The organism is Alcaligenes sp. Me129 (genome assembly GCF_050487245.1).
Classification (GTDB): domain Bacteria; phylum Pseudomonadota; class Gammaproteobacteria; order Burkholderiales; family Burkholderiaceae_B; genus Alcaligenes; species Alcaligenes phenolicus.
In genome coordinates this window covers 217,465-243,612 of the sequence record NZ_JBKQGX010000002.1, presented here as the reverse complement: position 1 = coordinate 243,612, position 26,148 = coordinate 217,465, and the positions used below count along the sequence as shown (strand labels likewise).

The following is a 26,148-nucleotide window of genomic DNA, read 5'->3' as shown; positions in this document are numbered from 1 at the left end:
AGCACAGCATCGGGCCGCCGCTACCAAACGCTGGATGCTCGGCCAGGAACTTTTTACCCGTACGATGAACCAATCAGACATTACCAACACCCGTACTCCCTCGAACGCCCCTGCCTGACAAGCAGTCCAGCTACAGCAAAGCCTGGTCTGTAAATCCTTACTTTTCGTCGCGGCGGCGCCATAAACCAATACCTGCTTTCAGGTATGCTTGTGCCATTCTTTGGTCTTGGCAGTTACGCTCTTGAAAAAGTCTTCCTCTTCAAAAAATTCCTGTCCCTGCGGCAATCCCAAAACCTACGAAGTTTGTTGCGGCCCTTGGCACCAAGGCCCGCAGTACTTGCAAGCCCCCGATGCGGCTACCCTGATGCGCTCGCGGTACAGCGCTTTTGTGCGCGACGATCTGGACTATCTGCTGGCCACCTGGCATAGCTCCACCCGCCCTCATTCGCTGGAACCCAATCCGGAAGGTTTGCAATGGCTGGGCCTGGATGTGCGACGTCATGAACGTGTTTCCGACACGGAAGCGATTGTGGAATTTGTCGCTCGCAACCGTCTGAATGGCCGGGCGAACCGTCTGCATGAAGTCAGCCGTTTTGTCCTTGAACAAGGCCAATGGTTCTACGTGGACGGAGATTTCTCATGAGCCAAAGCAACGATTTTGGGCAAGCGGAACAGGTCCATGGCTCCAGCCTGCCCATGGCTTTGCTTCTGGAAGCTGATCCCAGCACAAGTCTGATTGAAAGCTACAAAGACACACCGCACGCCTGGTGCATTAAAGATCAGGAACACATCGTGGCGGCTGCTATTTTGCAGCGCAGGAACGCCCAGGATTGGGAGCTGATGAACATCGCCGTTCAGCCCTCGCACCAGGGTCATGGGTTGGGTGCCAAGCTGCTGTCTGCCCTGATTAGCTATGTACGCGAACAAGGTGGTCAAACCTTATATGTGGCCACCGGCACCATTGGCTACCCCCTGTTTTTCTATCAGCGCGCCGGCTTTCGAGTGGTGGCGGTAGAGCCCGATTATTTCCTGCACCATTACGACGAGGCCCTGTTTGAGGACGGCTTGCAGCACAAGGACCGCCTGATTCTGAGCCTTGCCCTGAACTAAAAGACTGCAATGATGCTGTCCCTTCCTTCTGGTTGATATGCTGAGCACTCTAAGCAATTTTGCAGAACAGGCCACAGCCCTGATCAGCGCCAACCCACAATGGGTGGCCCCCGCTGTTTTCGCTTTGTGCCTGGTCGAGTCCCTGCCCTTTTTGGCCCTGATCATACCGGGTACAGCCATCCTTTTATCCGTCGGTGCCCTGGTCGGTGCCGGGGAAATGAGCTTGCTGCCGATCTGGCTGTCCGTGACACTGGGCGCCGGCCTGGGCAATGCCATCTCGTTTTTTCTGGGCCAGCGTTACGGTGGCAATCTGTTCCACTTCGAGTGGGCCCGCAAGCGTTTGCATCTGTATGCAAAAGCGCAGGCTTTTTTTGCACGCTGGGGATGGTTTAGTATTGTGGCCTGCCGCTTTGTTGGTCCCTTGCGCTCAACTGTCCCCTTGATTGCGGGCACCTGTGCCATGTCGCCTCTGAGTTTTCATATCTCATCCTGGGCCTCGGCCGCCTTGTGGGCCAGTGTCTTGCTGCTACCTGGCTGGTTCAGTTTCCAACCCTGATTTTCAATGACCCCTGTAAGCCTCGCCTACCTGCATTTATTCATCGCGATTCTCTTCGAGATCATCGCCACCAGCTTGCTGCAGCGCTCCGAACAGTTCACGCGCCTGATGCCCAGCGCCTTCACCATCATGTTCTACGCAGGTGCGTTTTACTTCCTGTCGCTCAGCCTGCGCGTCATGCCGGTTGGGGTGGCCTATGCCATCTGGAGTGGCGTGGGCATTGTGCTGATTTCCTTGATTGGCTGGGTGGTCTTCAAGCAGAAGCTGGATTTGGCCGCTATGATTGGCATCGGTTTTATTGTGGTGGGTGTGCTGATTGTGAATCTGTTCTCCAAATCTGTCGGCCACTGATTTTAGTGAATAAATATGATTGCCTTGATTCAACGGGTACGCCAGGCCCAGGTCGATATTGAAAACCAGACTGTCGCAAAAATTGGCGCAGGCATGGCCGTTCTGGTCTGTGCCGAGCACGGTGACACCCGCGAGCAAGCCACACGCTTGCTGGATAAATTGCTGGCCCTGCGCATTTTCTCGGACGAGCAAGGCAAGATGAACCTGAACTTGCAGCAAGCCGGTGGTCAGCTATTACTGGTTAGCCAGTTCACCCTGGCAGCCGATACGCGCAAGGGCAACCGTCCAGGATTCAGCCGCGCTGCGCCCCCTGCAATCAGCCAGCCCTTGTTTGACGAGCTGGTAGCCATGGCCCGCACCCGGCTGCCTGATACCCAGTGCGGCGTATTTGGTGCCGATATGCAATTGAGCCTGACCAACGATGGGCCAGTCACGATTCCCATACATATTGCGCCCGACACAGACCCAAGCTGACGATTGCCTTAAAGAGGCTCCATCCCTATAATTGCGCAGGGTGTTTTGCTGGCATGGTGCAGCAAGGCAGGTTAATTACATACGCAAGGTCGGGCCGCCTTGTGGAGATTTGCCGACCATGTCCCACCCTTCTTCCGGTGCGCCTTTGCCGCGCGCCCATGTTCTGACCCGCCAGTTGCAAGCCCAATTGCAACGCCTCCTGCATATCGAGGCCCTGGGCGGTGTGGTCTTGTTGATGGCTGCCGCCATAGCCCTGATCTGGGCCAACTCTTCATTTGCCGATAGCTATTCTGCCCTGTGGCACACCCAAGTGACCTTGGAGCTGGGCTCCTGGCGTTTCTCGCAAGATCTGCATTTTTGGGTCAACGATATTCTGATGACCTTGTTCTTCCTGGTTGTCGGGATGGAGATCCGCCGCGAGATCCATGACGGTGCCCTGTCCGACTGGCGCTCGGCCATGCTGCCTATCTGTGCTGCCCTGTCCGCCATCACCCTGCCCGCGCTGATCTACGCCGCCATGAATCCCGACCCGACTGTGCTGATGGGTTGGGCCATTCCTACCGCCACCGATATTGCCTTTGCAGTGGGTGTGCTGGCCTTGCTGGGCCGCTCCCTGCCCCCCAGCTTGCGGGTGTTTTTGCTGGCGCTGGCCATTATTGATGACCTGGTCGCCATCCTGATCATTGCCTTCTTCTACTCGGGTGGCCTGGACTATAGCGCCTTCCTGATTGCAGCCGTTGGTATTGTGGCCGTCCTGGGTCTGCAAAAAATGGGCATAGGCTCGGCCTGGGCCTATGTCGTTCCCGGTGCGATCCTGTGGTTTGGCTTGTTGAAGACAGGTGCTCACCCCACACTGGCCGGTGTGGTTCTGGGCATGATGAGCCCTGTGCGCGCCCTGCCCTTGCCTCGCAAGGCCCGCCACCTGAATCTGGAACTGGCCACCAAACTGGAAAGCCAGCATGACACCCACGAGGTCATGCACACGCTGCAGAGAATGCAGCTGGCTCAACGCGAGATTCTGCCTCCGGTCCAGCGTATTCCTGCACTGCTGCACCCCTGGGTAGCGTTCATCATCATGCCGGTGTTTGCGCTGGCCAATGCCGGGGTCAGCCTGAATGGTCTGGACCTGAATGCCGCCGGTGCACAAAGCGCCCTGTTTGGTGTGGCGATTGCCCTGATTGTGGGCAAGCCCCTGGGCGTCTTGCTGGGCACCTGGTTGCCCGTACGCTTGGGGCTATGTACCCTGCCTGCCGGCATGGATTGGGCCGGCGTCACCCTGATTGGTTTGCTGGCCGGTATTGGCTTTACCATGTCCATCTTTGTGGCCAACCTGGCCTTTGCCGAGCCCGTTTTGCTGGATGCTGCCAAGCTGGGCGTTCTGTGTGGCTCTTTGGCGTCCGCCGTTCTGGGCTTGGCGTGGGGCCTGATTGTGCGTCGTCGCTATCAGCAGTCTGCCAGCCAGTCAGCTTATAGCCAGGCATAAACAGCCAGACATCAAACAAACAGGCCCACGCTAGCGTGGGCCTGTTTGTTTTAGGGGCTGATCAATTAATCAATGGTCAGCACGCGTTCGTTCAGGATACGACGGCAATCCATTTCAAACTCCAGATCCTTGACGGGAGGACGGGCCAGGTGCCAGCCCAAGCCATGGTTGATCGCACCGCGCTGAGCCAGTTCAGTAGCCATGAAAGGATGCAGATTGTGCACCGTGTACGCATGGGTGGCCGTCGTGTCAGCCCATTCATGGCCCAACACTTCCAGACGACGCTCCATTTCACCCAGAACCCATTGCGCCTTCTGCAACAGCCCTTCAGGCGACACGTCCTGGTAGGCCACAATGCTCTCTATATAGTCGTCGGGCGTTTCGGGGACTTCGCAGCTGCCTGCGATCACAAAGGTGGCTTCTTCAATATCGGTTTCCACCGTGTAGCTGAAAGCGTAAAAACTGGGCTCGGCAGGTGCGCCTACCAGCGGCGACACGTTGCTGCGGGCGACCGGATTATGCTTGCCTTTGACCAGGCCCCACTCTTTCAGCGTTTCCAGATACAGCTCATTGAACTTGTTGAAGTCGCTGTCGCTAACTGGCTCGGGCGAGCGCAGCTCGCAGGCGCACAAGGCTGTCAAGGGACGCTCTTCTGCTTCCAGCACGGCCTGAATCAAGTCAAAACCTTCTTTCAGTGGCACGGGGGCAGAAAACACGACCCGGCAGATCTCGTAACCGGGCTGAGCGGCCACCCCGCCCGAAAAGCGGTTCACGCCGGTCGGAATGAAGCGGTAGTTGCCTTTGTCAAAATTAATCGCATTGCTCATGGTTGTTCCTGATCGTGTAGTGGGCCTTGGCCCGCCGGGGTCGAGTCGCCGTTATGCGGCAAAGCGGGCACTATAGCACCCTCTGAACCGTCTCAAGTTCGGTGCAGGGGCACAAGCCTCACCTTAACAGCACAAATCATTTTTTTGCGCATCATTGCAATCGCTTTGACTTCCAGCGCAGACCTCCCTACGATGGCGATATTCTTCATCACGCTGAGTTTCAGCTTGGTAGTGCACTGAGCGGTTCTATGGGTAAATCATGGATCGATTCACAGACATACTTAGACCACAGCATCAGCAATTTCCCAGACAAAATGCAGCGGCCTGGCGTTTCCTGCGCCCGGCTTGGGAAGCACGTATCCGCAAAGAACGCTATCCTAGCGAGTTTCGTGCGAACTGAGCCGGTTCGCTTTACGGTCTGTTGGCCCGGTGCCAACGTCCTGAACTCAAGACCCTGTACCTGCACGCCCACTGGAGTATTGCATGTCCACGCATCCATCAACTGAGCTACTTGGCCCTCAAACCCCGATTGCCGATATTGTTCTGGCCCTGAATCAGCTGGAGCAACGCCCCGCGCTGCTCGCTGCCCAGGAGCTGGACAACGAACGTCTGCAAGCCTTGCTGGAAGTGCCGGAGTTGCGTTGGGCCAGTGCGCTCTTGATGGAGCTGACACGTCCCGAACGCCTGCCAGTGCTGGAGCAACTGGCCGAAGACCGAATGGCCGACTTGCTGCAAGACCTGGACCATGAAGACCAGGAGCAGATTCTTGGCCGCCTGACCCAGCGCACCCGCACCTCCATCATGCGTCTGATGCACTATCCGGCAGACACAGCCGGCGGCATCATGACTACCGAGTTTCTGCAAGTGCCCATGAGCTGGAATGTGGCACAAACCTTGCAGCACATTCGGGAAGTGGAAAGTACCCGCGAAACGGTCTATGCCATCTATGTGGTCAACGACAAGCAACAACTGCAATTTGTGGTGCCTTTGCGCAAGCTGGTGTGCGCCGACCCGCAAGCGGCCCTGACCGAGTTGTGGAGTGGCGACAGCCCCATTGCCGTGCAGGCCCTGACGGACAAGGAGGCCGTGGCCCAACTGATACGCCGCCACGACTTTCTGGCCATTCCAGTGGTGGACGAGGCCAATGCCATCATCGGCATTGTGACGGTAGACGACGTGATCGACGCCCTGATGGACGAGGCCGCCGAAGACATGAACCGCTTCGGGGGGGCCGAACATATTGGCAAACCCTATCTGCAAGCGGGCTTTAGCACCATGATTCGCAAACGGGGAGGCTGGCTGGCCATTCTGTTCCTGGGTGAAATGCTGACCGCCAGTGCCATGCAGTACTACGAAATACAGCTGGAAAAGGCCGTGGTCCTGGCCATGTTCATTCCCTTGATCATGAGCTCCGGCGGTAACTCCGGCTCGCAGGCCACTTCCTTGCTGATTCGCGGTCTGGCCCTGGGTGAAGTCCGGGTGCGCGACTGGTGGCGTGTCCTGCTGCGCGAATTACCCGTGGGTCTGGTGCTGGGCACCATGTTGGGGGCGATCGGCTTTATTCGTATCGAAATCTGGCAACACCTGGGCCTGTACGACTATGGCGAGCACTCCTTGCTGATTGCCTTCACCATCTGGCTGGCTCTGGTGGGCATTGTGACGTTCGGTTCTTGTATTGGCTCCATGCTGCCCTTCATCTTGCAGCGCGTCGGTTTTGACCCGGCCAGTGCCTCGGCACCCCTGGTGGCCACGCTGGTGGACGTGCTCGGTTTGGTGATTTACTTCTCCGTGGCCGCGATGTTGCTGACAGGAACCTTGCTCTAGCCATGAATTTTTTTGTTGAATCCATACAAAAAAGCGCACAGTAAGAGACAAACTCGGTAACCTATCCGAATTTCACCGTTACATTCCCTCTGGCAGGCAGGGGGAGCCTGACACATTTCGTCTAACTTGGCCCCCTATGGGCCGCTTCGGACATCAGCACCTATGCGGATACTCGACCAGTTCTTCATCAGTGCAGACCAGATGGCTCCCTTTTTGGTTGGCAGCTATAACAGTGGTCTGGTCATCCTGTCGCTACTGGTTGCCATCTTCTCCTCGGGCATGGCCTTGCAAACGGCCCATATTGCCCGCATGGCTGATTTGCGCATACACCGCCAGATTGCCATCTGTACGGGTGCCATCGCCCTGGGCGGTGGCATCTGGACCATGCACTTTATTGGCATGTTGGCGTTTGAACTTTGCACCAGCGTCCATTACGACCCGGCCATCACCATGTTGTCGGTTCTGCCCAGCGTAGGGGCATCCTGGGTCGCCCTGCAAATTCTCTCGCAAGCCCGTGTACAACGCTCGCACCTGATTGTGGGCGGTATTTTGGTGGGTCTGGGTATAGGCACCATGCATTACAGTGGCATGGCTGCCATGCGTATGGCGCCGGTGTTGCGCTATGAACCCATCACCTTCTTCCTGTCGATTGTGCTGGCCGTGGTACTGGCCACGCTGGCCTTGTGGATACGCTTTCGCCTGCATCGCACCCGCCTGACCTTGCTGCAACGCGTGGTCATCAGCGGCATTGTGCTGGGCCTGGCCATTTCCGGCATGCACTATACCGGCATGGCGGCCGCCCGCTTTATAGGCCAGACCACACCGCCCGATGACATGATCATCTTCAACAGCACCTTTGCCTCCATGGTGCTGTCCACCTTCACCATTACGGTGACGGTACTGGTGACCGCGGCCAACGGCCTGCTGCGCTACCGCCAGTTGTTCTTGAAGATGGAAGAAAGCGAATCGCATAACCGGGCCATTGTGGATACGGCGATTGACGGCATTATTACCATCAACAGCCACGGCACCATTCTGGACTTCAACCATTCAGCCGAACGCCTGTTTGGCTGGAAGGCTGGCGAGGTGCTGGGGCGCAATGTGAACATGCTGATGCCCGAGCCGGACCGCTCGCGCCACGACAGCTATCTGTCCAATTATTTACGCACCAACGACCCAAAAATTATTGGCGTAGGCCGGGATGTCACCGGTTTGCGCAAGGATGGCAGCTTGCTGCCGATGCGCCTGGCCGTGGGCAAGGTACGCCAGCCGGGTGACCCGCTGTTTGTCGGTTTTGTCACTGACATGAGCCGCTACAAGGCACTGACCGAATCCCTGCGTCAAAGTGCGGAAAAAGCCGAGCAGGCAGCCCAGGCCAAGACGGCTTTTCTGGCCAATATGAGCCATGAAATCCGTACCCCGCTCAACGCGATTATTGGCTTTAGCGACTTGATGCTGAATGATCAGATCAATGCGCAGCAAAACAAGCACCTTGCCATCATCAACCAGTCCGCCCACTCCTTGCTGGCTTTGCTGAACGACATTCTGGATACCACCAAGCTGGAACGCGGCTCGGTCGAGCTGGAGCAAGTGGATTTTTCGCTGATTGAATTGTGCAATCAGGTCGTGGCCTCCTTGCGTTTGGCAGCGGATGCCAAAAACCTGGAGTTCCGTCTGAACCATGCGCCCGAGCTGCATCAGTTTTACAAGGGCGACCCAATGCGGATTCAGCAGGTGCTGAACAATCTGATCGGCAATGCCATCAAGTTCACCCAAAGCGGAGCGGTGCATGTGGATGTCAATCCCGAACCAGGGCGCAATACCGTCTCCATCCGCGTCACGGACACCGGCATTGGCATGACTCCTGAGCAGTTGCGCCATGTGTTCACCCCTTTTACACAGGCCGATGTATCCATCAGCCGCCGTTTTGGCGGTACCGGCCTGGGCGTATCTATTGCCCGCCAGTTGGTGGATCTGATGGGCGGCACGCTGAAGGTTGAAAGTACCCTGGGCGTGGGCAGCGTCTTTGAAGTCCGTATTCCCCTGGAACCGGGTAAAGAACCCAGCCTGAGCCCGGACGATCAGCCCGTGCCCCGCCTGCCGCCGCTGCGCATTCTGGTGGCCGATGACATCAGCCTGAATCAGGAACTGCTGACCTTGGCCCTGGAGCAGCACGGACATTCCGTGACAGCGGCCGACAACGGTCACAAAGTGCTGGAGCTGCTGTCCAAAGAAGATTTTGATGTGGCCTTGCTGGATGTGCACATGCCCGAGATGGACGGTCTGGAAACCGCCCGCCGGTGGCGCGAACAGGAGCGCCGTGAAGCGCGTCTGCCTTTGCCACTGATTGCGCTGACTGCCAGTGTCATGGAGTCCGACCGTCATGCGGCCCAGGAGGCCGGCATGAATGGCTTTGCCACCAAACCGCTGGATCTGCCCTCTTTGCTGCAGGAGATTGCCATGGTGATGGGTCTGCCCCCCACTGGCCCCATGGAGCACAGCGTCGAACCACAAGAGAGCAGCCTGATCGATTGGGAGTTGGGCCTGAGCCTGTGGGGTTCCCAGGTCCGTCTGCGTCGCGCTCTGCTGAGCTTTCTGTCTGACCTGCATACCCGCTACCCACTCGATGAAATCAAGCAGGTATCCCCGAACTGGGAGATTGTGCTGGGCAGCCTGCATGGCATTCGCGGCACCGCCGGCAATCTGGGCCTGCCCCAGGTGTCTGCCCTCAGCGCCGAGCTGGAAGAAAAAATTCGTCGTGGTCAAACTCGCCAGATGCGTCGCCGTATTGAACAGTTGCAGGAAATGTTCAACCGCATCGCTCAAGAACTTAGCCACAACGGCCCACCGACTCCTTATTCAGACCCTCAACACGTCGTGGTGCATACCCCCGACGTTGCCTTGAACCATCTCCACATTCTGCATAGCAGCGTCTTGCTCAACGAGCTGGATGAGCCTGCCTTGCAAGTGGTCTGTCAGTATCTGGAAAGCACAGGGCAAACCGATACCCTGAATGATCTTAATAAAACCATCGACGTGTTCGACTTTGCTCAAGCCAGCCTGATCCTGTCCAAGCTGATCAAAGACCTGAATGCGAGCTTGGCCAAGGATCCGCCACGCCATGAATGAATTTACCTCACCGCGCCCCACCCTCTTGCTCATCGATGACGAGCCCGCCAATCTGCAGATTCTGCGCCATACGCTGCAACAGGATTTCCGGCTGCTCTTTGCCAAAGATGGCATCAAGGCGCTGGAGCTGGCACAACGGGATCTACCGGACCTGATCTTGCTGGACATCATGATGCCGCAAATGTCGGGTTACGAAGTCTGTAGAGCCTTGAAGGCCGACCTTAAAACCCGCCACATCCCCGTTGTTTTTGTAACGGCACTCTCGCAGCCGCAGGATGAGCAAATGGGGCTGGACATGGGGGCGGTGGACTACATCTCCAAACCCTTTAACCCGGCAATTCTGAAGGCACGCATACGCAACCATCTGTCCTTGGTACAAATGCAGGAACTGCGCGACAGCCGCCTGCAGATTATCCGTTGCCTGGGGACAGCGGCCGAATACAAGGACAACGAAGTTGGCCGCCACGTCATCCGCATGAGCCACTACACGCGCATTCTGGCCCATTGGCTGGGTTACTCCAGCGAAGCGGCCGACGAACTGCTGCACGCCGCGCCCATGCACGATATTGGCAAAATCGGCATCCCGGATTCCATCCTGCAAAAACCCGGCAAGCTAACACCCGAAGAATGGGAAATCATGCGTACGCACACCTTGATTGGCGCCCGCATTATTGGCCAGCACTCGCATGGTTTGTTAAAACTGGCACGCACGATCGCGCTGTATCACCATGAAAAATGGGATGGCAGTGGCTATCCCTATGGTTTAAAAGGCGAGAATATCCCCCTGCCCGCCCGCATCGTGGCGGTGGCCGATGTGTTTGATGCCTTGGCCAGTGAGCGGCCCTATAAGAAAGCCTGGAGTGTAGAGCGCTGCATCAGCTATCTGCGCGAACAATCCGGCCAGCACTTTGACCCGCAACTGATCGCTCTGCTGGACAAGTGCCTGCCTGAAATGCTGCATATCAAAGAAAAATGGGCCGACGATCCCCAACTGATGGCAAAGACTTGAACCGATTGGCCCGATAAGCAGCAGGTGGGCCAGGTCCCGCGCTCCTCAGCCCTGCGGGCTTGTCTTACAATGACGGCTTTACTATCTATCCCCGCTTCTACATGGCCGCTTTGCGTATTCGCCAAGTCCGACTTCATAAAAAACTGTCTCTGCGCAAGCTGGCCGAGCTTGCCCAAGTCTCCCCCGGCCTGATCAGCCAGGTGGAACGCGGTTTGACCCAACCCAGTCTGGATACCCTGCGCCAAATTGCACGTGCGCTGGATACGCCCTTGTTTTCCCTGCTGGATGACAATGTGGAGCAAGTGGCGGTGGTGCGCCAGAACGAGCGCATGAGCATTCAATCCGCTTCGGGCGTGCAGTACCAGCGGGTGTCACCGGGCTTTGGCAGTATTGAAATGCTGGCGGGCTTCTTGCCGCCGGGAGGAAGCTCGGTCGGGCAGCGCTGGAGCCACCCTGCCGAGGAATGTGTGCTGGTGACGGAAGGCCAGCTGCTGGTCGATGTAGGGGATGATCAGCACTGTCTGCAAACGGGCGATAGCTGTTATTTCAACTCCAGCCTGCCCCATGCCTACCGCAATCCTTACGACACGGATGTGCGCTTTATTGTGGCGATCACCCCACCCAGCTATTAAGCACGAGCACTAGGCGGCGCTGTGCAGCTGGGCCTGGATCAGATCCAGCTCGGTTTCATGGCAACGCTGCAAACGTAGCCAGCGGTTTTCATCCATGTCTGCACCGCGTGTCGCCAGCATGATCAAAATGCAGGAATTCTGATCCAGCGGCTGCACCATGGCGCTGATGCGCGGGGTACGTTGCGTGGCGCTGCCTACCCAATATCGAATCAGCCCTTGCTCGGCCAGAATCTCCACGCTGACATGGGTTTGGCCACCATCAAACAAGGACGTCCCCACCACCAGGCCAGGCTCCACCGTTTCGGTGTCAAAGCAGCCCAGGGACCAGCGTCCCAGCGCATCCAGATCCGCCATATAGTCCATCACGACCTTGGCGGATCGTTCGATACGACGGCTGGCCTGATGAGCCCAGGTTTGGCTATCCATATCCCCTCCTCCTTTACCAGCCGGCTTGCAAGGTGTCGCACAAGCGCAGTACATCCTGCTCGGTGCAGACATTACCGGGCGACAGACGCAATACGCCGTCACGCTGATCGCAATAGAGCTCCTGCTCACGCAGCTGATCCACCATAGCCTGAGCGCGCTGGGCACTGCTGGCGCGCAACATGATGCTGCCGCCGCGCTCGTTCTCGGCCAATGGGGTCAGCACGGGCCAATTGGCTTTGGCCGCACGATCCAGCAAGACCGCCGTCAATGCCCGGTTTTGCTCCAGCAGTTTTTCCACGCCGGTTTCCAGCACGAAACGCATGCCAGGCAGGGACGCAATACTTCCCAAAATAGCCGGTGTGCCGTGGTCGAAACGACGCGCGCCGTCAGCATAGCTGAACTGGTCCAGATTCCAGTTAAAGGGATTTTCCTGGCTGAACCAGCCGCGAAACTCCGGCTCGCACTGCTCGATCAAATCTGCACGCACATGCAAGAGGCTGGCACCGGACACGCCGCATGCCCACTTCAAGGAGGCCGACAAGGTAAAGGCCACGCCTTCATGCACGGTGAACGGCACCAGCCCGGCAGCTTGTGTCAAATCCAGCGCCATCAGGCTGCCGTGCTCCGTCGCACATTGCGCCATGCGATCCACATCCACCCGGTGCGAGGACGTAGAGCTGACCCAGGTCACCAGGGCCAAACCCACACTGTCATCCCAGGCATTAATGAAATCATCGTCCGTCACATAGGACAGGCCGGCGCTCAAAGGTACGGTGCGCAAGGTGAAGCCCAGGCGCAAGGCCAGTTTTTGCAACAGGAAATGCAGGCTGGGAAAGCAATCGGCCGCAACCAGCAAGGTACGTCCTTTAAGCACATGCGAAGGCAAAGAACCCAGAATGCTGTAGAGGCCGCCAGTGACGTTTTCACTTAGCGCAATATCCTTGGAATCAGCACCAATCAAACGGGCCCAGGCATCCATGAAAGCCTGTTTCTGGCCCAGAGCGTACCCCCACTGGGCATCGTCCTGCGCCGACCAGACCTGGCTGAACTGATCCAGCTCGGCACGCATGGCCGCTTCCTTGCCCTCGAACATGCCAATGGAGTGATAAAGAAAATATCCGGACATCATTTACTTCCTTGAAAATCAATCGGCCAACTGACGGCCAGAGGTTTCCTGCACCGTGCTCAAAGCCACAATCCCGATCAGCGCCACTACCATCACGTAAAAGGCAGGTGCCATGCTGGAACCGGTCAGGCCCGTCAGCCAGGACGCCACGAATGGCGCCGTCGCTCCACCCAGAATGGTGGCGATGTTAAAGCCCAGCGACACGCCGCTATAGCGCACTCGCGTAGGGAACAATTCGGCATACAAGGGGTAGCCCACGGCCTGCACTACGATGAAGGGCAAAATGGACACGGCCACCGCGATCACCGCCAGCGGGAAACTGCCCCAGGAGGCGACCCACATCGTCAGCGGCACCAGCACCAGATAACCCAGCAAGCCAATCGTCAGCAAGGGTTTGCGGCCAAAGCGATCAGACAGGCCACCGGCAAAAGGCATGATGAAGGCCGAGCACAAGGTGACCAGGGAAATCAGCCAGAACACCGCGGTGCCGTCGTATTTCAGGGTGTGAATCAAATGGGTACTCAGATAGACCACGCCCACGTAGCCTGCTGCATTCTGTGCAAAACCAATGGCAATGACTTGCAAGAGGGGACGGCGGTAATCACGCACAATCAAGGACAAAGGCGAATGCTCGGGGTGATGGCTTTTGAGCATTTCCTTAAAGCGCGGCGAATCCTCGATACGTGAACGAGCCCAGACGCACAGAATGATCAAGGGAATGGACAGCAGAAAGGGAATACGCCAGCCCCAATCCAGCATGGCTTCCTTACCCACCAGCGCCGTCACCAGGCCGGCTACGCCGGTGGCCAGGGACAAGCCCAAAGTGGCGGCGGCCGGGTTGAACGCGCCAAAGAAACCGCGCTTGCCGGGGGGCGAGCATTCCGCCACATAGGTAGCTGCGCCCGTAATTTCACCACCGGCAAAAAAGCCCTGCAGCAAACGACACAGCAATAGCAAGGCCGGTGCAGCCAGGCCCAGCGTGGCGTAGGTAGGCAACATGCCCATCAAGGCGCTGGCCACTCCAATGCCCACAATCGTGAACATCAAGGCAGCGGTACGGCCATGCTTGTCGCCAAACCAGCCAAAGAAAATACCGCCCAAGGGGCGTGCCAGAAAGGCCCCGCCAAACACGGCCAATGTGGACAGCAAGGCCGCGTTCTCATTGCCGGCGTGAAAAAACAGCACGCTCAGCGTCACAGCCAGGACGCCGTACAGCTGAAAGTCGTAATACTCGATCATGGTGCCCAAACCCGCTGCGCTGGCAGCACGCCACGGCGATACGGGGGCCTCGTCCTGTGGGGACTGTTTCTTGCTCATGTCTCATCCATCCTGATACGCATAATGCGTCTATTCTGTTTAGTGTGGCTAAACAAATTATACGGATGAATATTTCAGCTTTCAATCACTGGGAAAACCCTAAAGGTCGGGGTCTTCGGCCCTGTCTTTGTCCATGGCTTCCTGAACCCAGCGTTGGGCCGGATGCAGACTGATGCCCTGTTGACGCAAGCGCCGCAGAATATCGAGCATCAGATTGCTGCGCACCCGGCGCTGGACTCGCATGGTATTGATGAAACAACGGGTGCTGAATGCCACCCCATCCCCAAAAATTCCGTCGCAAGACAAGATAGGGGCTGGCTCGGTCAGAATTTCCGGCTCGGATTGCACGGCCTCACGCAAAATCTGCATGACCGCATCCGCGTCCACATCCAGCGGAAACAGCAAGCGGGACTCAATCGCGCCCAAGGAGGTCGGGGTGTAAGTCAGATTACGCACCTGCCGCCCCATCATCTGGGAGTTGGGAACCATGACCATGGTGCGATCAAAGCGCTCAACATAGGTCGCCCGCAAGCGAATCTGGCGCACATTGCCTTCGCTGCCCTCTACCTCCACCCAGTCTCCCACTTTGACGGGACGCTCGACCATCAGCATCAGGCCAGAGGCAATGTTCTGCACAATGCCTCGCAAGCCAAAACCCAGACCCACCGTCAAGGCCGTAAAGATCCAGGTCACCGATTCAATCGGCACACCCAGCATGGACAGGCAGATCACCAACAGAACAAAATAGGCAACGTACCCAACCATGCCCACGATCGCATTTTGCAGGCCCGGCTCCAGCGTGGTGTTAGGCATGTAATGCTGACGCAGCCAGGTGCGCAGAAAATGAATCAGGACGGCCCCCACCAGCATCACGCCCAAGGCAATCAGCCACAAGTCCAGGCGCCACTGCACCGCTCCCAGACGCAAGGCCTCACGCGAGACATCCAGCCCCGACTCCAGCATCTGTTTGGGCTCAGTTAACCAATCCCCACTCACCATCCAGATCGCCAGAAGCAACACGCTCATCCGGGCGATAGCAAAAAACACAACGATGAACTGGCTTTGCACGCGAATCGGCGCAGCCTCTGGATCATGGCTGCGATTACGCAAATAGGTCAGCAAGGAATCCGCAATGTCCTGCAGCCACACCATACAAACGTAGGCCAGCAGCCCCAGGATCAAGGGCATAGTGATGAAATGCGACATCAAGTCATCCGACAGGCCTTGCCAGCCGCCGATGAACAAGCCCAACACCAGAATGTAAACAAGGACGCCGCCTTTAAAGGCCAGACGAGCCCAACTGCGTCCCGTTCGGCTCGCCCCCTGCCCCGCGACATCAGTACGATTGAACAGCTCGTCTCGCAGAACCCACAAACCATAGCCATACAGGATCAAATACAGCAGGCTGCTCACACCATCAGCCATGGACTGAAATGCATCCGATAAACCTATCGATCCCCGAAAAAAACTGCTTGTGATGTCCGCATACACCAGCAGAAAAAAAGCGGGTGCAAAGTAACGCAGCCTATGCTGAGTCTGAGTGGAAACGGGAATCAAACGCCAGGAAGCCCGAGGCTGAACCACCATACTCTTGAGGCAAGCCAGCGCCACTGCCGCAGCCCAAGCTCCTACTTTCAAATAAGCCAGAAGCTCAAACTGGGTGGGAGAAAGGCCTGGCCGTTGAAACACCAGTTCAACCAGCTGGTCCACTACCACCCAGGTAGCGATAAACCACAGGAAGAAATTAGCAATGATCAGACTGGAGCGACGCAAGCGTCCGGCTGGCAGATAACGGCTTACCCATAGGGGCATGACGCGGAACAAAGCCAGCATCACAAGCAGAACCGCCGCCGCCATCCACAATGAGGCGCTGCTTTGCTGCCAACTGCTATTGCTCCATGTTCCTCGCCACTGCTGGGCAAAGTCAGATAGTTTGGAACGGTCAGCGGGCCAGGCCTGTGCAAGTTCGGGCAAACTTTCCAGCAGGACCAAAGAGGCATTGCGTCGCCAACGCTTCGCTTTCTCATAGCGCACCGTCGCCTCTCGCAGCAACTGACGGGCTTGTTGCGCCTCCACCTGCACCAGACGCGCTACGCGCAGATCAGCCCGCAAGGCAGCATCGGCACGGCGCAATTGCATGCGTTCGTTATGAACGATGAGCTGCTCGGCCTCATCGCCCGAATCTTCGCCCAGCTCCTGCAAACGTGCCTTCAACAGGCGGCTGCGCCGCTCCAAAGACTGCACCACCCGTCCGGACAGCTCCTGCGTTCGCACCAGCTTTTGATCTTCCTCGTAGCTGCGCTCGGGCCGTATCGATACCTGGTTGCCTTCCAGGCGGTACTGCATCAGGCGGATTTCATCCTGGGCCTGCTGCAGCTCTCGAATCATCTCACGCTCTTGCTCTACCTCGGACAAGGCTTGTGCCTGTGCCTGTGGCCAGGCCCCCAGCAGAGCCAGAAACAAGAGCAAGACCTGCACACCTAGTCGTAGCGTCTTCATGGCTGTTGTCTCCCTGGGGCCTGCCTGTTTTTTTTATCGAGGTTCAATCATTCAGCAAGGGGTTGCCGCTTTCATTCTGGCTGGCGACCGGTGTATTGGGCAACACCGTCATGGTCTGAGTATGGTGCAACGCCAGACCTTCCTTGCGTAATTCATCCAGAATATCGAACATCAGGACACTGCGTACCCGGCTGCCAATGCGAGGCGAGCTTACATAGCAGGTCGCCGTGAACTGCAAGCCGTTGGCATCAAAGCCATCCAGCGTCACATCCGGCGCCGGGTCGGCCAGCACGTCGCTGTAGTTCTGCATCACATCCAGCATGATAGAACGTACCCGTTTAGCGTCTGTGTCGATAGGCATATTGATCTTGACCTTCACTACCCCCAAGGGATTGCTCAAGGTCACATTACGCACGGTTTTGGTGATGAATTCGGAGTTCGGCACGATCAAGGTGGAGCGGTCGAACATTTCAATTTCCGTGGCACGGGCATTGATCTTGCGTACATTGCCCTCTACCCCGTTCAGGCTGACCCAGTCCCCAATTTTGATGGGACGTTCGGCCAACAGAATCAGCCCCGATACAAAGTTCTGCACCACCGCTTGCAAGCCAAAACCGATACCCACCGACAAGGCTGAAATCACCCAGGCCATGCGCTCCAGACCGATTCCGAGAGACGAAATCGCCGTAGCCACCACAATAAAGTAGCCCACATAGCTGAACAGATTAGCAGTAGACACTCGCATACCCGGATCGATACGCGTGGCGGGCAAAAGCTGGTTGGCAACCCAGCGCTGCAAGGCTTTAACAAACAAAATCCCCAGCACCAGAATCAGTACGGCCAGCAGGACCGAGCTGGGTTTTAACTGAACCTGACCTAAAGAAAAACCTTTAACCAAAAAGCCCAAACGACGCTGCAGCCACTGCGTGGGGTCTTCCCCAAAAGGCAGCAAGACCAGGGTAATCGCCGTAATAATCAGGCATAAACGCAAGGCTCCGGACAGCACGATCACGATCTGGCTGCTGCCACGCAATTGCGTACTGGTCCATTCATTAGCGGCGCGCTTCTCTTTAAATTGCAGCAAGAGGCTTTGACCGATATCCGCAATCAGCGCGACCAGGACATAGCAGGTGCAAATCACCAGACTCAGCCACAACACCTCTTGCACAATCAGACTGCTCAAGGCGATGTAGCCCAGCAAGAAGGCAATCATCCCCAGCCCAATGACCACACCCAAGGTGATAGGAATGGCGCGTAACCAGGTCGCCCCCTGCTGAACCGGAGCCGTTTTCTGCGGGTCCTCGCCGCCCTCTGGAACGGGGGTCTTCTCACGCCCCTGGCTCAAGTTCCAGGCTGCAATGGCAATAAAGATGCTCAGTGTCAGCGTGTTAAAACTGTTGATCAGCAAGGTAGTGCTGAGCGTGGCATTGATCAGGCCCAGCAATTGCTGCGACATCCAGGTCAAGGCCACCATGATGCCCAGAGCAATGGGCAACCATGCCAGCTTCAAAGCCACATTGCTGGGAATGGGAGGCAAGCGCCAGCTAGGACGCTGCGCCGACAAAAGCACGCGGCCCATCCCGGTCACAAAGCCACCCAGATACAAGGCGAATACGGACTTGGACACAAAGCTGGACAGATCCGGAGCCAGATTGCCGTTCCAGTAAAACAGCCCTGCCGCCACCGATGCCAGCAAACCGGGCGTCAGGCTGTAGAGCACAATCAAGGCCGTCGCATAAAAAGAGCGTCGCAAGCGCGAGGGCTTGGTGTGGTTGATGGTAAAACGCTCCAGCCCCCGTACCGCCCACACTGACAGCCCCAACAAAACCAAAGCCAGGGCTCCTGCCGACCACAGCACATAAGCGGGCAAATCGGTTACCCGCTGAGCCAGATCCTTGCGCATGCGTTCGACCCTGGCCAGATCACCGGGCAAATCGCGCGACACATTGCGCCAGAAGCGCGGTGTCAACACGGACTGCGACTGCCGACCCAATTCCGCCTGGAAAATTACGCGGCGCTGCTTGGACACCTGATCCAGGCCTTGTGTTGTTTCCACGCCGATCAAACGGGCCAGCTTGATCATGCCGTCCAGCTCGGTCACCGCCTGCTGCAATTGAGCACGCTGACGCGCAATGTCCTCGGACTCCCCCGCCGGATCATCCACAGGCCCCAACTGATTCAGACGCGCGGTCACGCTCAACAGCTCAGGCTCCAGACGCACACTCATTTCCTGAGCCTGCTCTTGCGCCAGCAGCAACTGATTGCGCAAGGCAACCAGATCGGAATCGCCCAAGCCATCATTTTTCTGCAAACGGTCTTGGACAGTTTGCAGCGTGTCACGCAATTCATTCAGGGACTCACTGGCCTGCGCAGGCGTCAATGCCACCGTCTCGGCCGTCACAGGGACAGCGGTAACAGCCAGCACCACAGCCAGCAGCCACAAGGACAAAAAAGCACACAGGCGCGAACGGCGAAAAGCGTGCATCAATAAAACTCCGGCTAAACAATCAGGCCCCAAGCATGAAACCGCCAGGGCAGGAGAAAACATGCACAGAATACCGAACTATTGTGGGCTTGGCGCATGAGGTATTCACGAGAACCCTGTTTTTTTGGCGATAAACGCCCCGAACTGCTCACTTTTCAGGTTCCGGCTCCTTTACTCCCCCTCATCCCCTCTTCTGGCTGAATGCCAAGAAGCAAAAAAACCGGCCAGAACAGGTGCAAAACACCTACCCCGGCCGGTTATTCTGCCTGCAGGCATCAAGCCTCAGGCCCAGGAACAAGCAGGATTAACGAATCTGCTCCGCCACCATGAATCCGGACGCTCCCGCCAGACCTGGGCCTGGATGGGTGGACGCACCAATGTGGTAGACATTCTTGTACGGTGTGGCGTGAGACCGGGCACCGTTACTGGCGGCAAAGGGGCGCATCCAGAAGAATTGGTCAGGGGAGCAGATGCCCGAGTAGGGGTCGCCGCCCACCAGATTGCAGTTGATAGATTCCAGGTCCGCCGGCGACAGTACCTTCTGGCCCACGATTTGTTGACGCAAACCGGGCATGACGCCTTCCAGTTGGTCGATGATGCGCTCGGCCACGGCCTGGCCGACTTCTTCGGTCCATTTGCCGTCCTCCGGCACGTCGATCTTGCCAGCAGCATCACCGCGCAGCTTGGACGGCATGTCCTGCATCTGCATCCACAGTATCCATTTGCCTTCCGGCGCACGGCTGGCGTCCAGAGAGCAAGGCTGGCCGATAGCAACAGTGAACTTGGCCGGGATCAGGCCGTTATTGGCCTGGGCCACGCTCATGCTGACGTCTTCCAGGCTGTCGGACAGGTGCAGCAACGGTACTTTCAGCAGCTCTGGATCGCTCCAGTTAGGCATGCTGTCCAACGCCAGATGAATTTGCATGTCGCCACGGCCAAAGCGGTAGGCATTGGCTTGTTCACGTACTTGAGCGGGAGCACCCGGCAACAAACGACCATAGAGCTGTGGCGGTGTAACGTTGCACACCACATGGCTGGCTTCGTAGACTTGGCCGCCGGCACGCACGCCACGGGCTTTTTGTCCTTCCAGCACAATTTCTTCCACTTCGGTGTTCAACTGAATACGGCCACCGGCCTTTTCAATAATGGCGCACAGGGCACGCACCAGATTCTGGCCGCCGCCTTTCACAACAGGCATACCACCGGCCACCACAGCCGCAAAGGTCAGCTTGCCGATCAAAGCCGAGCAGGCGTCGTCAGGGCCCAGGCCCGAGTGCAAGACCCAGGGAGCCATCATGCCGCGCACACGGTCATCTTTCAGTTCACGATCGGCCCAGCGACGGAAGGACTCCAGGGACTCGCGACCATACTGCACCATGCCGTCCATGCGGCGCTTGCGCCATTGCGAGAACAGCAAACCCAACAAGCCACGGCTGTATGGCTCGGTGCCCAGCAAGCCGAAGGTCAGACCTGCATCGCGCTCGAACAACTGGCTGCACATGGCACCAAAGGCATCGCCATCACCAGCTTGCAAGCCATTGATACGCTGAATGGAATCGCCCACATCGTGGCGCAGGGCCAGGCCCTTGCCATCGCTGCCCACCACACCGGTGGTATAGCCGTTTTCCAGAAACTCCACGCCCTGGGCGGCCAGATCGTCTTTCAAACGGGCATAGGCAGCGCCGGATGTGAACAAGGGGTACCAGGACGACAGCAACTCATGGGTAAAGCCCGGAAACAGCTCCTCGGTACGGATACACCCGCCCGCACGGTCGTTACGCTCCAGCACCAGGACCTGCTTGCCCTTTTGCGCCAGCAAGGCTGCACACACCAGGGAGTTAATGCCACTGCCCACCACAATGACGGCATACGATTTTTTATTTGTTGAGTCTGTCATCCCACACCTTTTTTAAATTGCCCTGAACGGGGTCAGGGCTTGTGAACACGCCACAAGAAACAGCTGTCCACAAGCCCTGGACATCTTTTACCGCACTTTTCTATTTATGAGCCAGACGACTGCGCCTGCCAGCGTTCAAACCAGTGACGGGGCGACTTGCCCTGCTCTGGCCCGAGTACGGAAAAGCCACCATCGACGGGCAGATCAATGCCTGTCATCCAGGAAGCCGCTCCCGACACGGCAAACAGCACCACCTGGGCGACCTCTTCACCGGAGCCGACTCGGCCCAAAGGATGAACTTGCGCCCCAACCTGATTGGCCAGTTCGCGCGAACCGCCGCTCATGCGTTCAACGGATGGCGACCAGGTCCAGGCTGGCGAGACCGTCAGCACACGAATGCCCGAGGGAGCCAATTCCACGGCCAAGCTTTTTGTAAACTGCAGGATGGCCGCTTTGGAGGCGGGATACAGCGCGCGTCCGGCCACGCCGAATTTGCCACCTGTACTGCCCATATTGATGATGACCCCGCCCTGCCCCATATGCGGCGTGGCTTTCTGGGCCAGAATCGCGCTGGAGATCAGGTTCACATCCAGCGTTTGATGCCATAGCTCCCGGCTGGAAGCCAGGCCTTCGTCCCCGTAGGAACAGGCATTGTTCACCACAATGTCGATGCGGCCAGTTTGTGCCAGGGCGGCCTGCACGCAGGCATCCAGCTGTGCATCATCACAAATATTGGCGGCCATGAACTGGGCCTTGCCTACGGCCTGCAGACGCGCCTCGGTACGCTGACCTTCTTCCTGACTGCGACCCACGATCAGCACCCACGCACCGGCGGCACACAGAGCCAGGGCGATATCTGCCCCCAGCCCTTGCGTGGACCCGGTCACGATGGCGACCTTACCTTGTAAATTCACCTTCATGTCCTGCTGCATGTCCTTCTCCTACTGTGCTTGGGGCGCGCCGAACACCGTCGCCCAATCTTCGTCCCGGTCAATATGAGCAATCAGGCTCATGCTGGCCAGGGAGGCCTCATGGGTCGCGGGGGGAGCACCACAGGCGCTGGCCACCACCGCCACCTCATAGCCCATATCCACCGCATGGCGTACCGTGCTTTCCACCACGGAATGAGTGGCCACACCGGCAATCACCAGACGCTCCACGCCCAAACGACGCACCACCGGCTCCAACGCGGAACCAAAGAAAGCGTTGATACGCGTGTGGTGGACTTCAAACTCGTCAGGCAAGGGAGCCAGCCCGTCAAAGAACTGGGCTCCCCAGCTGCCAGTCTGCATGGCACCGATTCGTTTCACATTGTGCAGAATCGGCGCATTGCACAGCAGGTCGGCATAGTCAGGCCGATAGCCCACCCGCACATGCACAATGGGCACGCCCTGTGCGCGGGCCTGCGCCAGCAAACGGCCTGCGGCCTCGATCAAGGCCTGACGCTGGGGGCTATTGGCCTCTACCCCCACGCGGATCAGGCCATCGGCGTGCAGGACGTCGTTTTGATAATGCAGGGCCAGCAAGGCTGTGTGATGGGCTGCCGACATTAGATGTACACCTGAATAGCGCCGTGAACCGCGTCACGATCCACCAGGTTCACCTGCTTCATGCGCAGTTTCCAGCCACCGCCCTCCTGGGCCTGCAGCTTGTGAATCAGGCTGCCCACACGGTAGACCGGATCCTTGCCACGCCACTCCATGGAGTGGAAGCTGGAACGCACCACCAGATAGCCTTCCGGATCAGTGCCATCAATCATCACATTGCCCAGCACACGGCAGGACTGTGTGATTGGCTGCTGGGACCAGTTGCGGTGGTTTTCCAGACGACGGATACGCAGTTCACGCAGCAGCTTGTTTTCCCAGCACAGGGAAATGTGCTCGTAAGGGCTTTCCTGATCGTAGCTGTGAGGAATCCAGTACATGCCCTCCTCAGTCCACAGATCCAGCCATGCTTGCCAACGGCGCTCGTCCAGCAAACGAGCTTCGTGATAGATGAACTGCTCCACTTCACGGATGGCTTCCAGGCTCAGGTTCACAGGCGTGACCTGATCCACGCTGACGTCAAAATCAATATCAAACAACATAAGAATTCTCCTTGGCTCGAACAGCAGCCCGCTTAAGCCTGTGTTGCGGGGGCGATGGGCTCACCAGAAGCCGAACGCACCGTGGCTTTACCACTGTCTTCCGACTGCGCAGGCGCGTCGTACAGACTGGTAGTCATGAAATGCTTCCAGGCGCGGAACTGATTACGCATGGGCAATTCGCTGGTGCCGTTGGTGGCGACCATACCGCCTTCGATAGGCTTGTCGGTGCCGTCATAGCGGTGCATGCTGATCCAGTCTCCGCCATTGGTCTGGTTACCCTCCTGACAGCGGCCATAGACTTCGATATCGTCCGGCATCACGTTGGACGACGGCGAGTTGATCAGGTTGGCGTACATCAGGCCGCGCTTGTAAATATCGTCCGGCGCACCTTTCAGACGAAACAGCTGGATTTCCACATGAGTGCGGTCCACCGCCACTGGGCGAATCACACGGAACTGCTGGAATACGGTGTGGGGCGAGCCACTGCCGTAAATAATGCTGTTGTGACGGTTCTCGCCCAGAATGTTCAAGGCTTTTTCTTCACCGTAGGCTTCTTTCAACGTTTCGTAGTGCGCCTTGGTGATCGGGTCGGTTTCGATGGCACCTGGATTGAAAATCCCTTCCATATAGCCGTGGCCGTTATCAAAGGCATACAGGTCCAGCTTTTCCCAGAAACCGTAGGGCTCGCCGTTACCGTCCATGATGTGCAGTTCCAATGGCATGGAGCCGTAATCTTCGGCTTGCTCACGGGCGGCCACGTAGGACGACTCGTGCGTCACGTTGGCGTGCATGGTGTCGTGCAGGTTCTCGTAGAACACCTTCCAGTTGGAAGGCTGCCAGACTTTGAAGCTGCCACCGGCCACTTCCACTTCACCCACGGGTGAGCGATCGCACAGATTGTCGATGGAGGTGATGATGGGACCCAAAAACTCTTTCAGGTCCGGGCCGTGGGCGCTTTGACAGGCAAAAACAAAACCACGGTAGCTTTCCACACGAGCCACACGGCGCATGGAGAAGTCCGGGTGCTTGGGATCAAAACAGGTGTTTTCCAGGCCGTTTTTCATCGGAGCGGCCAGATGCTGACCGTCCAGCTTGAACGTCCAGGCGTGGTAAGGACAGCGAAAGAACTTGCCCGCGTTGCCACAGCCATCGGCCACTACTTTCGCACCCTTGTGCGGGCAACGGTTGTAGAGCACGTACACCTTCTTGTCGCTGCCGCGCACCAGGATGACGTCCTGGCCGCCCAACAAGGTGGTGTGGTAGTCGCCGGGATTAGGCACCTGGCTGTCGTGGCCGATGTAGATCCAGGCACGGCCATAAATGCGTTCCATCTCCAGACGGAAGATCTCGGGGTCGGTATAGACCGATTTATGTACGCTGTCTCCCCGCACCAATGCGGACAGCTGTTCGTTGCTATAGCTCATCATTACCTCCTTGCTGCCGGATGCTTGACGCACCCTCTTTATGACTTTTCCATCTTGCACTGCGGTGCAAAATGATCCTGGAACTGCTCGAATACGGTGGACACAATCTTGTTGCTCATCTGGCCCTTGTCATTCGGGGCCACTTCACGCATGTAGTAGGTCTGCACCGGATACTGGTTGTTGTTAAAGGCAAAGGCGCCGCGTACAGACTCGAACGGTGCACTGCGCAAGGCTTTACGCAGGGCCTCCCGGTCGGTAGCGGCCTTGGGGTCAGCCTTCAGTGCGCCATCCAGCAACAAGGCGGCGTCGTAGCCCTGGGAGGCGTACATGGAAGGCAGGCGACCGTAGGTCTTTTCAAAATCCGCCACAAAGCGTTTGTTGACCGGGTTATCCAGATCCGGCGACCACTGGGCGGCATTCGCCATGCCCTTCATGGATTCCCCAATCGCGGCAATCGTGTCCTGATCAGCCGAGAAGCCGGGGGTGTATACCGCCAGTTGCGTGGACAGGCCCGAGTTGATCAACTGCTTGATAAAAGACACGCCCATGCCGCCGGGCAGGAAGAAAAACACGGCATCCGCACCCGAAGCACGCATTTGTGCCAATTCGGCGGCGTAATCCATCTGGCCGACCTTCACATAGACTTCATCGGCAATCTCGCCCTTGAACAGACGCTTGAAGCCTTCAATGGACTCGCGACCACCGGGGTAGTTGGGGGCAATCAAATAGACTTTCTTGTGCGCCTGATCGGTCACGTACTTGCCCATGGCAGCGGGAATATCCTCGTTCTGCCAGGACACGCTGAAGAAATTGGGGTGACAACGTTCGCCCGCGTAATCGGCCGGGCCGGTATTGGCGGAAATATAGACCGTGTCACTGTTCAAAATCGTCGGCATCACGGGCAGCAGTACATTGGAGAAGGCCATGCCGGTAATCACATCGACCTTGTCGCGCTTGACCAGACGGTCCACCGCCTGGCGGCCTTCCATTGGTTTTTGCTGATCATCCAGCACCGTCAAGGCTACATCCACCCCGCCGAGCTTGCCGCCCGAGTGGTTCAGGCCCAGCTCGAAACCATCACGGATTTCTGCGCCAATGGCTGCACCAGGGCCAGACAAGGTGGTTAGCAGCCCCACCTTGAATACTTCCTGACTGGATGCCGGACTACAGGCCAGGGCCAAGGCCAGCGTGCTCATACAGAACGCCACTTGTTTTTTCATGTTTGTCTCCGTCCTCTGTCTTTTAAAAAACTGGACTTTAGTTCTGCCTTGGACTACCCCCAATACGCCGGAAGCTGTGTACCACTGACGCCCGTGATTTTTGCGGCGCTTGTCCTGCAAGCCAGAAAAGACGGGCCCAAGGGACTACGTGAATACAGCAATTCCCAGTCGTATCCCAATCTGCTAAGGTGCCGGGACAGGACTACTGTTTTAGGTTTGAAATACATTAGACCGGCGCAGAATGGGCGGCTATCCAGATATGGCAAGCCTTAT

General features: G+C 57.5%; 22 protein-coding genes. 10 read left to right on the top strand and 12 right to left on the bottom strand.

What is annotated here, in order from left to right:
• Positions 1-241 precede the first annotated feature (241 nt).
• The 6 genes from ACLPGZ_RS03130 (at position 242) to nhaA (ending at position 3,974) form a co-directional block, all read left to right on the top strand.
• Positions 242-643 carry a YchJ family protein gene (locus ACLPGZ_RS03130; protein WP_009459461.1) on the top strand — a complete coding sequence of 134 codons (402 nt, stop codon included), beginning with the start codon at positions 242-244 and terminating at the stop codon, positions 641-643.
• Positions 640-1,110: a GNAT family N-acetyltransferase gene (locus tag ACLPGZ_RS03125; protein ID WP_035268297.1), complete on the top strand. Its 471-nt coding sequence runs from the start codon at positions 640-642 to the stop codon at positions 1,108-1,110. The genes ACLPGZ_RS03130 and ACLPGZ_RS03125 overlap by 4 nt, the downstream gene beginning before the upstream one ends.
• Positions 1,111-1,147: 37 nt before the next feature.
• Positions 1,148-1,666 carry a DedA family protein gene (locus tag ACLPGZ_RS03120; protein WP_009459463.1) on the top strand — a complete coding sequence of 173 codons (519 nt, stop codon included), beginning with the start codon at positions 1,148-1,150 and terminating at the stop codon, positions 1,664-1,666.
• Positions 1,667-1,672: 6 nt separating this feature from the next.
• On the top strand, positions 1,673-2,017 hold the full coding sequence (locus ACLPGZ_RS03115; RefSeq protein WP_009459464.1) for a DMT family transporter: 345 nt from the start codon (positions 1,673-1,675) through the stop codon (positions 2,015-2,017).
• A gap of 15 nt (positions 2,018-2,032) precedes the next feature.
• On the top strand, positions 2,033-2,491 hold the full coding sequence (gene dtd, locus ACLPGZ_RS03110) for a D-aminoacyl-tRNA deacylase (RefSeq protein WP_035268299.1): 459 nt from the start codon (positions 2,033-2,035) through the stop codon (positions 2,489-2,491).
• 118 nt (positions 2,492-2,609) lie between these two features.
• Positions 2,610-3,974: a Na+/H+ antiporter NhaA gene (gene nhaA, locus ACLPGZ_RS03105; protein WP_251196278.1), complete on the top strand. Its 1,365-nt coding sequence runs from the start codon at positions 2,610-2,612 to the stop codon at positions 3,972-3,974.
• A gap of 65 nt (positions 3,975-4,039) precedes the next feature.
• On the opposite strand, the gene cnbZ is transcribed toward nhaA, so the two are convergent.
• Complete coding sequence (cnbZ, locus tag ACLPGZ_RS03100) at positions 4,040-4,801, bottom strand: 2-amino-5-chloromuconate deaminase CnbZ (RefSeq protein ID WP_009459468.1); 762 nt, start codon at positions 4,799-4,801, stop codon at positions 4,040-4,042.
• Between the two features lie 483 nt (positions 4,802-5,284).
• Between cnbZ and mgtE the strand changes: the two genes are divergently transcribed.
• The 4 genes from mgtE (at position 5,285) to ACLPGZ_RS03080 (ending at position 11,395) form a co-directional block, all read left to right on the top strand.
• Positions 5,285-6,625, top strand: coding sequence for a magnesium transporter (mgtE, locus tag ACLPGZ_RS03095; RefSeq protein ID WP_035268303.1), 1,341 nt, complete (start codon positions 5,285-5,287; stop codon positions 6,623-6,625).
• Positions 6,626-6,787: 162 nt separating this feature from the next.
• A complete protein-coding gene (locus ACLPGZ_RS03090; protein WP_376911368.1) occupies positions 6,788-9,754 on the top strand; it encodes an MHYT domain-containing protein in 2,967 nt (988 codons plus the stop codon).
• Entirely contained in the window at positions 9,747-10,763 is a 1,017-nt protein-coding gene (locus tag ACLPGZ_RS03085) for a response regulator (protein ID WP_376911367.1), read from the top strand. The genes ACLPGZ_RS03090 and ACLPGZ_RS03085 overlap by 8 nt, the downstream gene beginning before the upstream one ends.
• Before the next feature lie 59 nt (positions 10,764-10,822).
• A complete protein-coding gene (locus ACLPGZ_RS03080) occupies positions 10,823-11,395 on the top strand; it encodes a helix-turn-helix domain-containing protein (protein WP_235332425.1) in 573 nt (190 codons plus the stop codon).
• 9 nt (positions 11,396-11,404) lie between these two features.
• On the opposite strand, the gene ACLPGZ_RS03075 is transcribed toward ACLPGZ_RS03080, so the two are convergent.
• The 11 genes from ACLPGZ_RS03075 to ACLPGZ_RS03025 all read right to left on the bottom strand — a co-directional run bounded on the left by ACLPGZ_RS03075 (position 11,405) and on the right by ACLPGZ_RS03025 (position 25,875).
• The gene (locus ACLPGZ_RS03075) at positions 11,405-11,821 is read right to left on the bottom strand and encodes a hypothetical protein (protein ID WP_009459478.1); all 417 of its coding nucleotides are present in this window, start codon (positions 11,819-11,821) and stop codon (positions 11,405-11,407) included.
• Between the two features lie 13 nt (positions 11,822-11,834).
• Positions 11,835-12,950 carry an aminotransferase class V-fold PLP-dependent enzyme gene (locus ACLPGZ_RS03070; RefSeq protein WP_226349538.1) on the bottom strand — a complete coding sequence of 372 codons (1,116 nt, stop codon included), beginning with the start codon at positions 12,948-12,950 and terminating at the stop codon, positions 11,835-11,837.
• Positions 12,951-12,965: 15 nt separating this feature from the next.
• A complete protein-coding gene (locus ACLPGZ_RS03065; RefSeq protein ID WP_009459482.1) occupies positions 12,966-14,264 on the bottom strand; it encodes an MFS transporter in 1,299 nt (432 codons plus the stop codon).
• A 99-nt stretch (positions 14,265-14,363) separates the two neighbouring features.
• Positions 14,364-16,763 (bottom strand): mechanosensitive ion channel family protein, encoded by a 2,400-nt coding sequence (locus ACLPGZ_RS03060; protein ID WP_226349539.1) that lies wholly within the window; start codon positions 16,761-16,763, stop codon positions 14,364-14,366.
• Between the two features lie 43 nt (positions 16,764-16,806).
• On the bottom strand, positions 16,807-19,248 hold the full coding sequence (locus ACLPGZ_RS03055) for a DUF3772 domain-containing protein (protein ID WP_181900222.1): 2,442 nt from the start codon (positions 19,246-19,248) through the stop codon (positions 16,807-16,809).
• A 304-nt stretch (positions 19,249-19,552) separates the two neighbouring features.
• Positions 19,553-21,145 carry a phytoene desaturase family protein gene (locus tag ACLPGZ_RS03050; protein ID WP_239055365.1) on the bottom strand — a complete coding sequence of 531 codons (1,593 nt, stop codon included), beginning with the start codon at positions 21,143-21,145 and terminating at the stop codon, positions 19,553-19,555.
• Between the two features lie 104 nt (positions 21,146-21,249).
• Positions 21,250-22,077 carry an SDR family oxidoreductase gene (locus ACLPGZ_RS03045; protein ID WP_042488955.1) on the bottom strand — a complete coding sequence of 276 codons (828 nt, stop codon included), beginning with the start codon at positions 22,075-22,077 and terminating at the stop codon, positions 21,250-21,252.
• Positions 22,078-22,086: 9 nt separating this feature from the next.
• Positions 22,087-22,695, bottom strand: a complete 609-nt coding sequence (locus ACLPGZ_RS03040; RefSeq protein WP_060186055.1) for a cysteine hydrolase family protein — start codon at positions 22,693-22,695, stop codon at positions 22,087-22,089.
• Entirely contained in the window at positions 22,695-23,231 is a 537-nt protein-coding gene (locus ACLPGZ_RS03035; protein WP_035268326.1) for an aromatic-ring-hydroxylating dioxygenase subunit beta, read from the bottom strand. The genes ACLPGZ_RS03040 and ACLPGZ_RS03035 overlap by 1 nt, the downstream gene beginning before the upstream one ends.
• Before the next feature lie 32 nt (positions 23,232-23,263).
• Entirely contained in the window at positions 23,264-24,655 is a 1,392-nt protein-coding gene (locus ACLPGZ_RS03030) for an aromatic ring-hydroxylating dioxygenase subunit alpha (RefSeq protein WP_239055364.1), read from the bottom strand.
• 38 nt (positions 24,656-24,693) lie between these two features.
• Positions 24,694-25,875, bottom strand: coding sequence for an ABC transporter substrate-binding protein (locus ACLPGZ_RS03025; protein ID WP_009460946.1), 1,182 nt, complete (start codon positions 25,873-25,875; stop codon positions 24,694-24,696).
• Between the last annotated feature and the right edge of the window lie 273 nt (positions 25,876-26,148).

What these genes read in the sequence shown, in the direction of transcription:
- ACLPGZ_RS03115 (WP_009459464.1), top strand. Translation starts at nt 1,673, where the DNA reads ATGACCCCTGTAAGCCTCGCCTACCTGCATTTATTCATCGCGATTCTC.
- ACLPGZ_RS03025 (WP_009460946.1), bottom strand. Translation starts at nt 25,875, where the DNA reads ATGAAAAAACAAGTGGCGTTCTGTATGAGCACGCTGGCCTTGGCCCTG.
- ACLPGZ_RS03055 (WP_181900222.1), bottom strand. Translation starts at nt 19,248, where the DNA reads ATGCACGCTTTTCGCCGTTCGCGCCTGTGTGCTTTTTTGTCCTTGTGG.
- cnbZ (WP_009459468.1), bottom strand. Translation starts at nt 4,801, where the DNA reads ATGAGCAATGCGATTAATTTTGACAAAGGCAACTACCGCTTCATTCCG.
- ACLPGZ_RS03085 (WP_376911367.1), top strand. Translation starts at nt 9,747, where the DNA reads ATGAATGAATTTACCTCACCGCGCCCCACCCTCTTGCTCATCGATGAC.
- ACLPGZ_RS03050 (WP_239055365.1), bottom strand. Translation starts at nt 21,145, where the DNA reads ATGACAGACTCAACAAATAAAAAATCGTATGCCGTCATTGTGGTGGGC.
- ACLPGZ_RS03045 (WP_042488955.1), bottom strand. Translation starts at nt 22,077, where the DNA reads ATGCAGCAGGACATGAAGGTGAATTTACAAGGTAAGGTCGCCATCGTG.
- ACLPGZ_RS03125 (WP_035268297.1), top strand. Translation starts at nt 640, where the DNA reads ATGAGCCAAAGCAACGATTTTGGGCAAGCGGAACAGGTCCATGGCTCC.
- ACLPGZ_RS03065 (WP_009459482.1), bottom strand. Translation starts at nt 14,264, where the DNA reads ATGAGCAAGAAACAGTCCCCACAGGACGAGGCCCCCGTATCGCCGTGG.
- ACLPGZ_RS03060 (WP_226349539.1), bottom strand. Translation starts at nt 16,763, where the DNA reads ATGAAGACGCTACGACTAGGTGTGCAGGTCTTGCTCTTGTTTCTGGCT.
- ACLPGZ_RS03035 (WP_035268326.1), bottom strand. Translation starts at nt 23,231, where the DNA reads ATGTTGTTTGATATTGATTTTGACGTCAGCGTGGATCAGGTCACGCCT.
- mgtE (WP_035268303.1), top strand. Translation starts at nt 5,285, where the DNA reads ATGTCCACGCATCCATCAACTGAGCTACTTGGCCCTCAAACCCCGATT.
- nhaA (WP_251196278.1), top strand. Translation starts at nt 2,610, where the DNA reads ATGTCCCACCCTTCTTCCGGTGCGCCTTTGCCGCGCGCCCATGTTCTG.
- ACLPGZ_RS03070 (WP_226349538.1), bottom strand. Translation starts at nt 12,950, where the DNA reads ATGATGTCCGGATATTTTCTTTATCACTCCATTGGCATGTTCGAGGGC.
- dtd (WP_035268299.1), top strand. Translation starts at nt 2,033, where the DNA reads ATGATTGCCTTGATTCAACGGGTACGCCAGGCCCAGGTCGATATTGAA.
- ACLPGZ_RS03040 (WP_060186055.1), bottom strand. Translation starts at nt 22,695, where the DNA reads ATGTCGGCAGCCCATCACACAGCCTTGCTGGCCCTGCATTATCAAAAC.
- ACLPGZ_RS03120 (WP_009459463.1), top strand. Translation starts at nt 1,148, where the DNA reads ATGCTGAGCACTCTAAGCAATTTTGCAGAACAGGCCACAGCCCTGATC.
- ACLPGZ_RS03030 (WP_239055364.1), bottom strand. Translation starts at nt 24,655, where the DNA reads ATGAGCTATAGCAACGAACAGCTGTCCGCATTGGTGCGGGGAGACAGC.
- ACLPGZ_RS03090 (WP_376911368.1), top strand. Translation starts at nt 6,788, where the DNA reads ATGCGGATACTCGACCAGTTCTTCATCAGTGCAGACCAGATGGCTCCC.
- ACLPGZ_RS03075 (WP_009459478.1), bottom strand. Translation starts at nt 11,821, where the DNA reads ATGGATAGCCAAACCTGGGCTCATCAGGCCAGCCGTCGTATCGAACGA.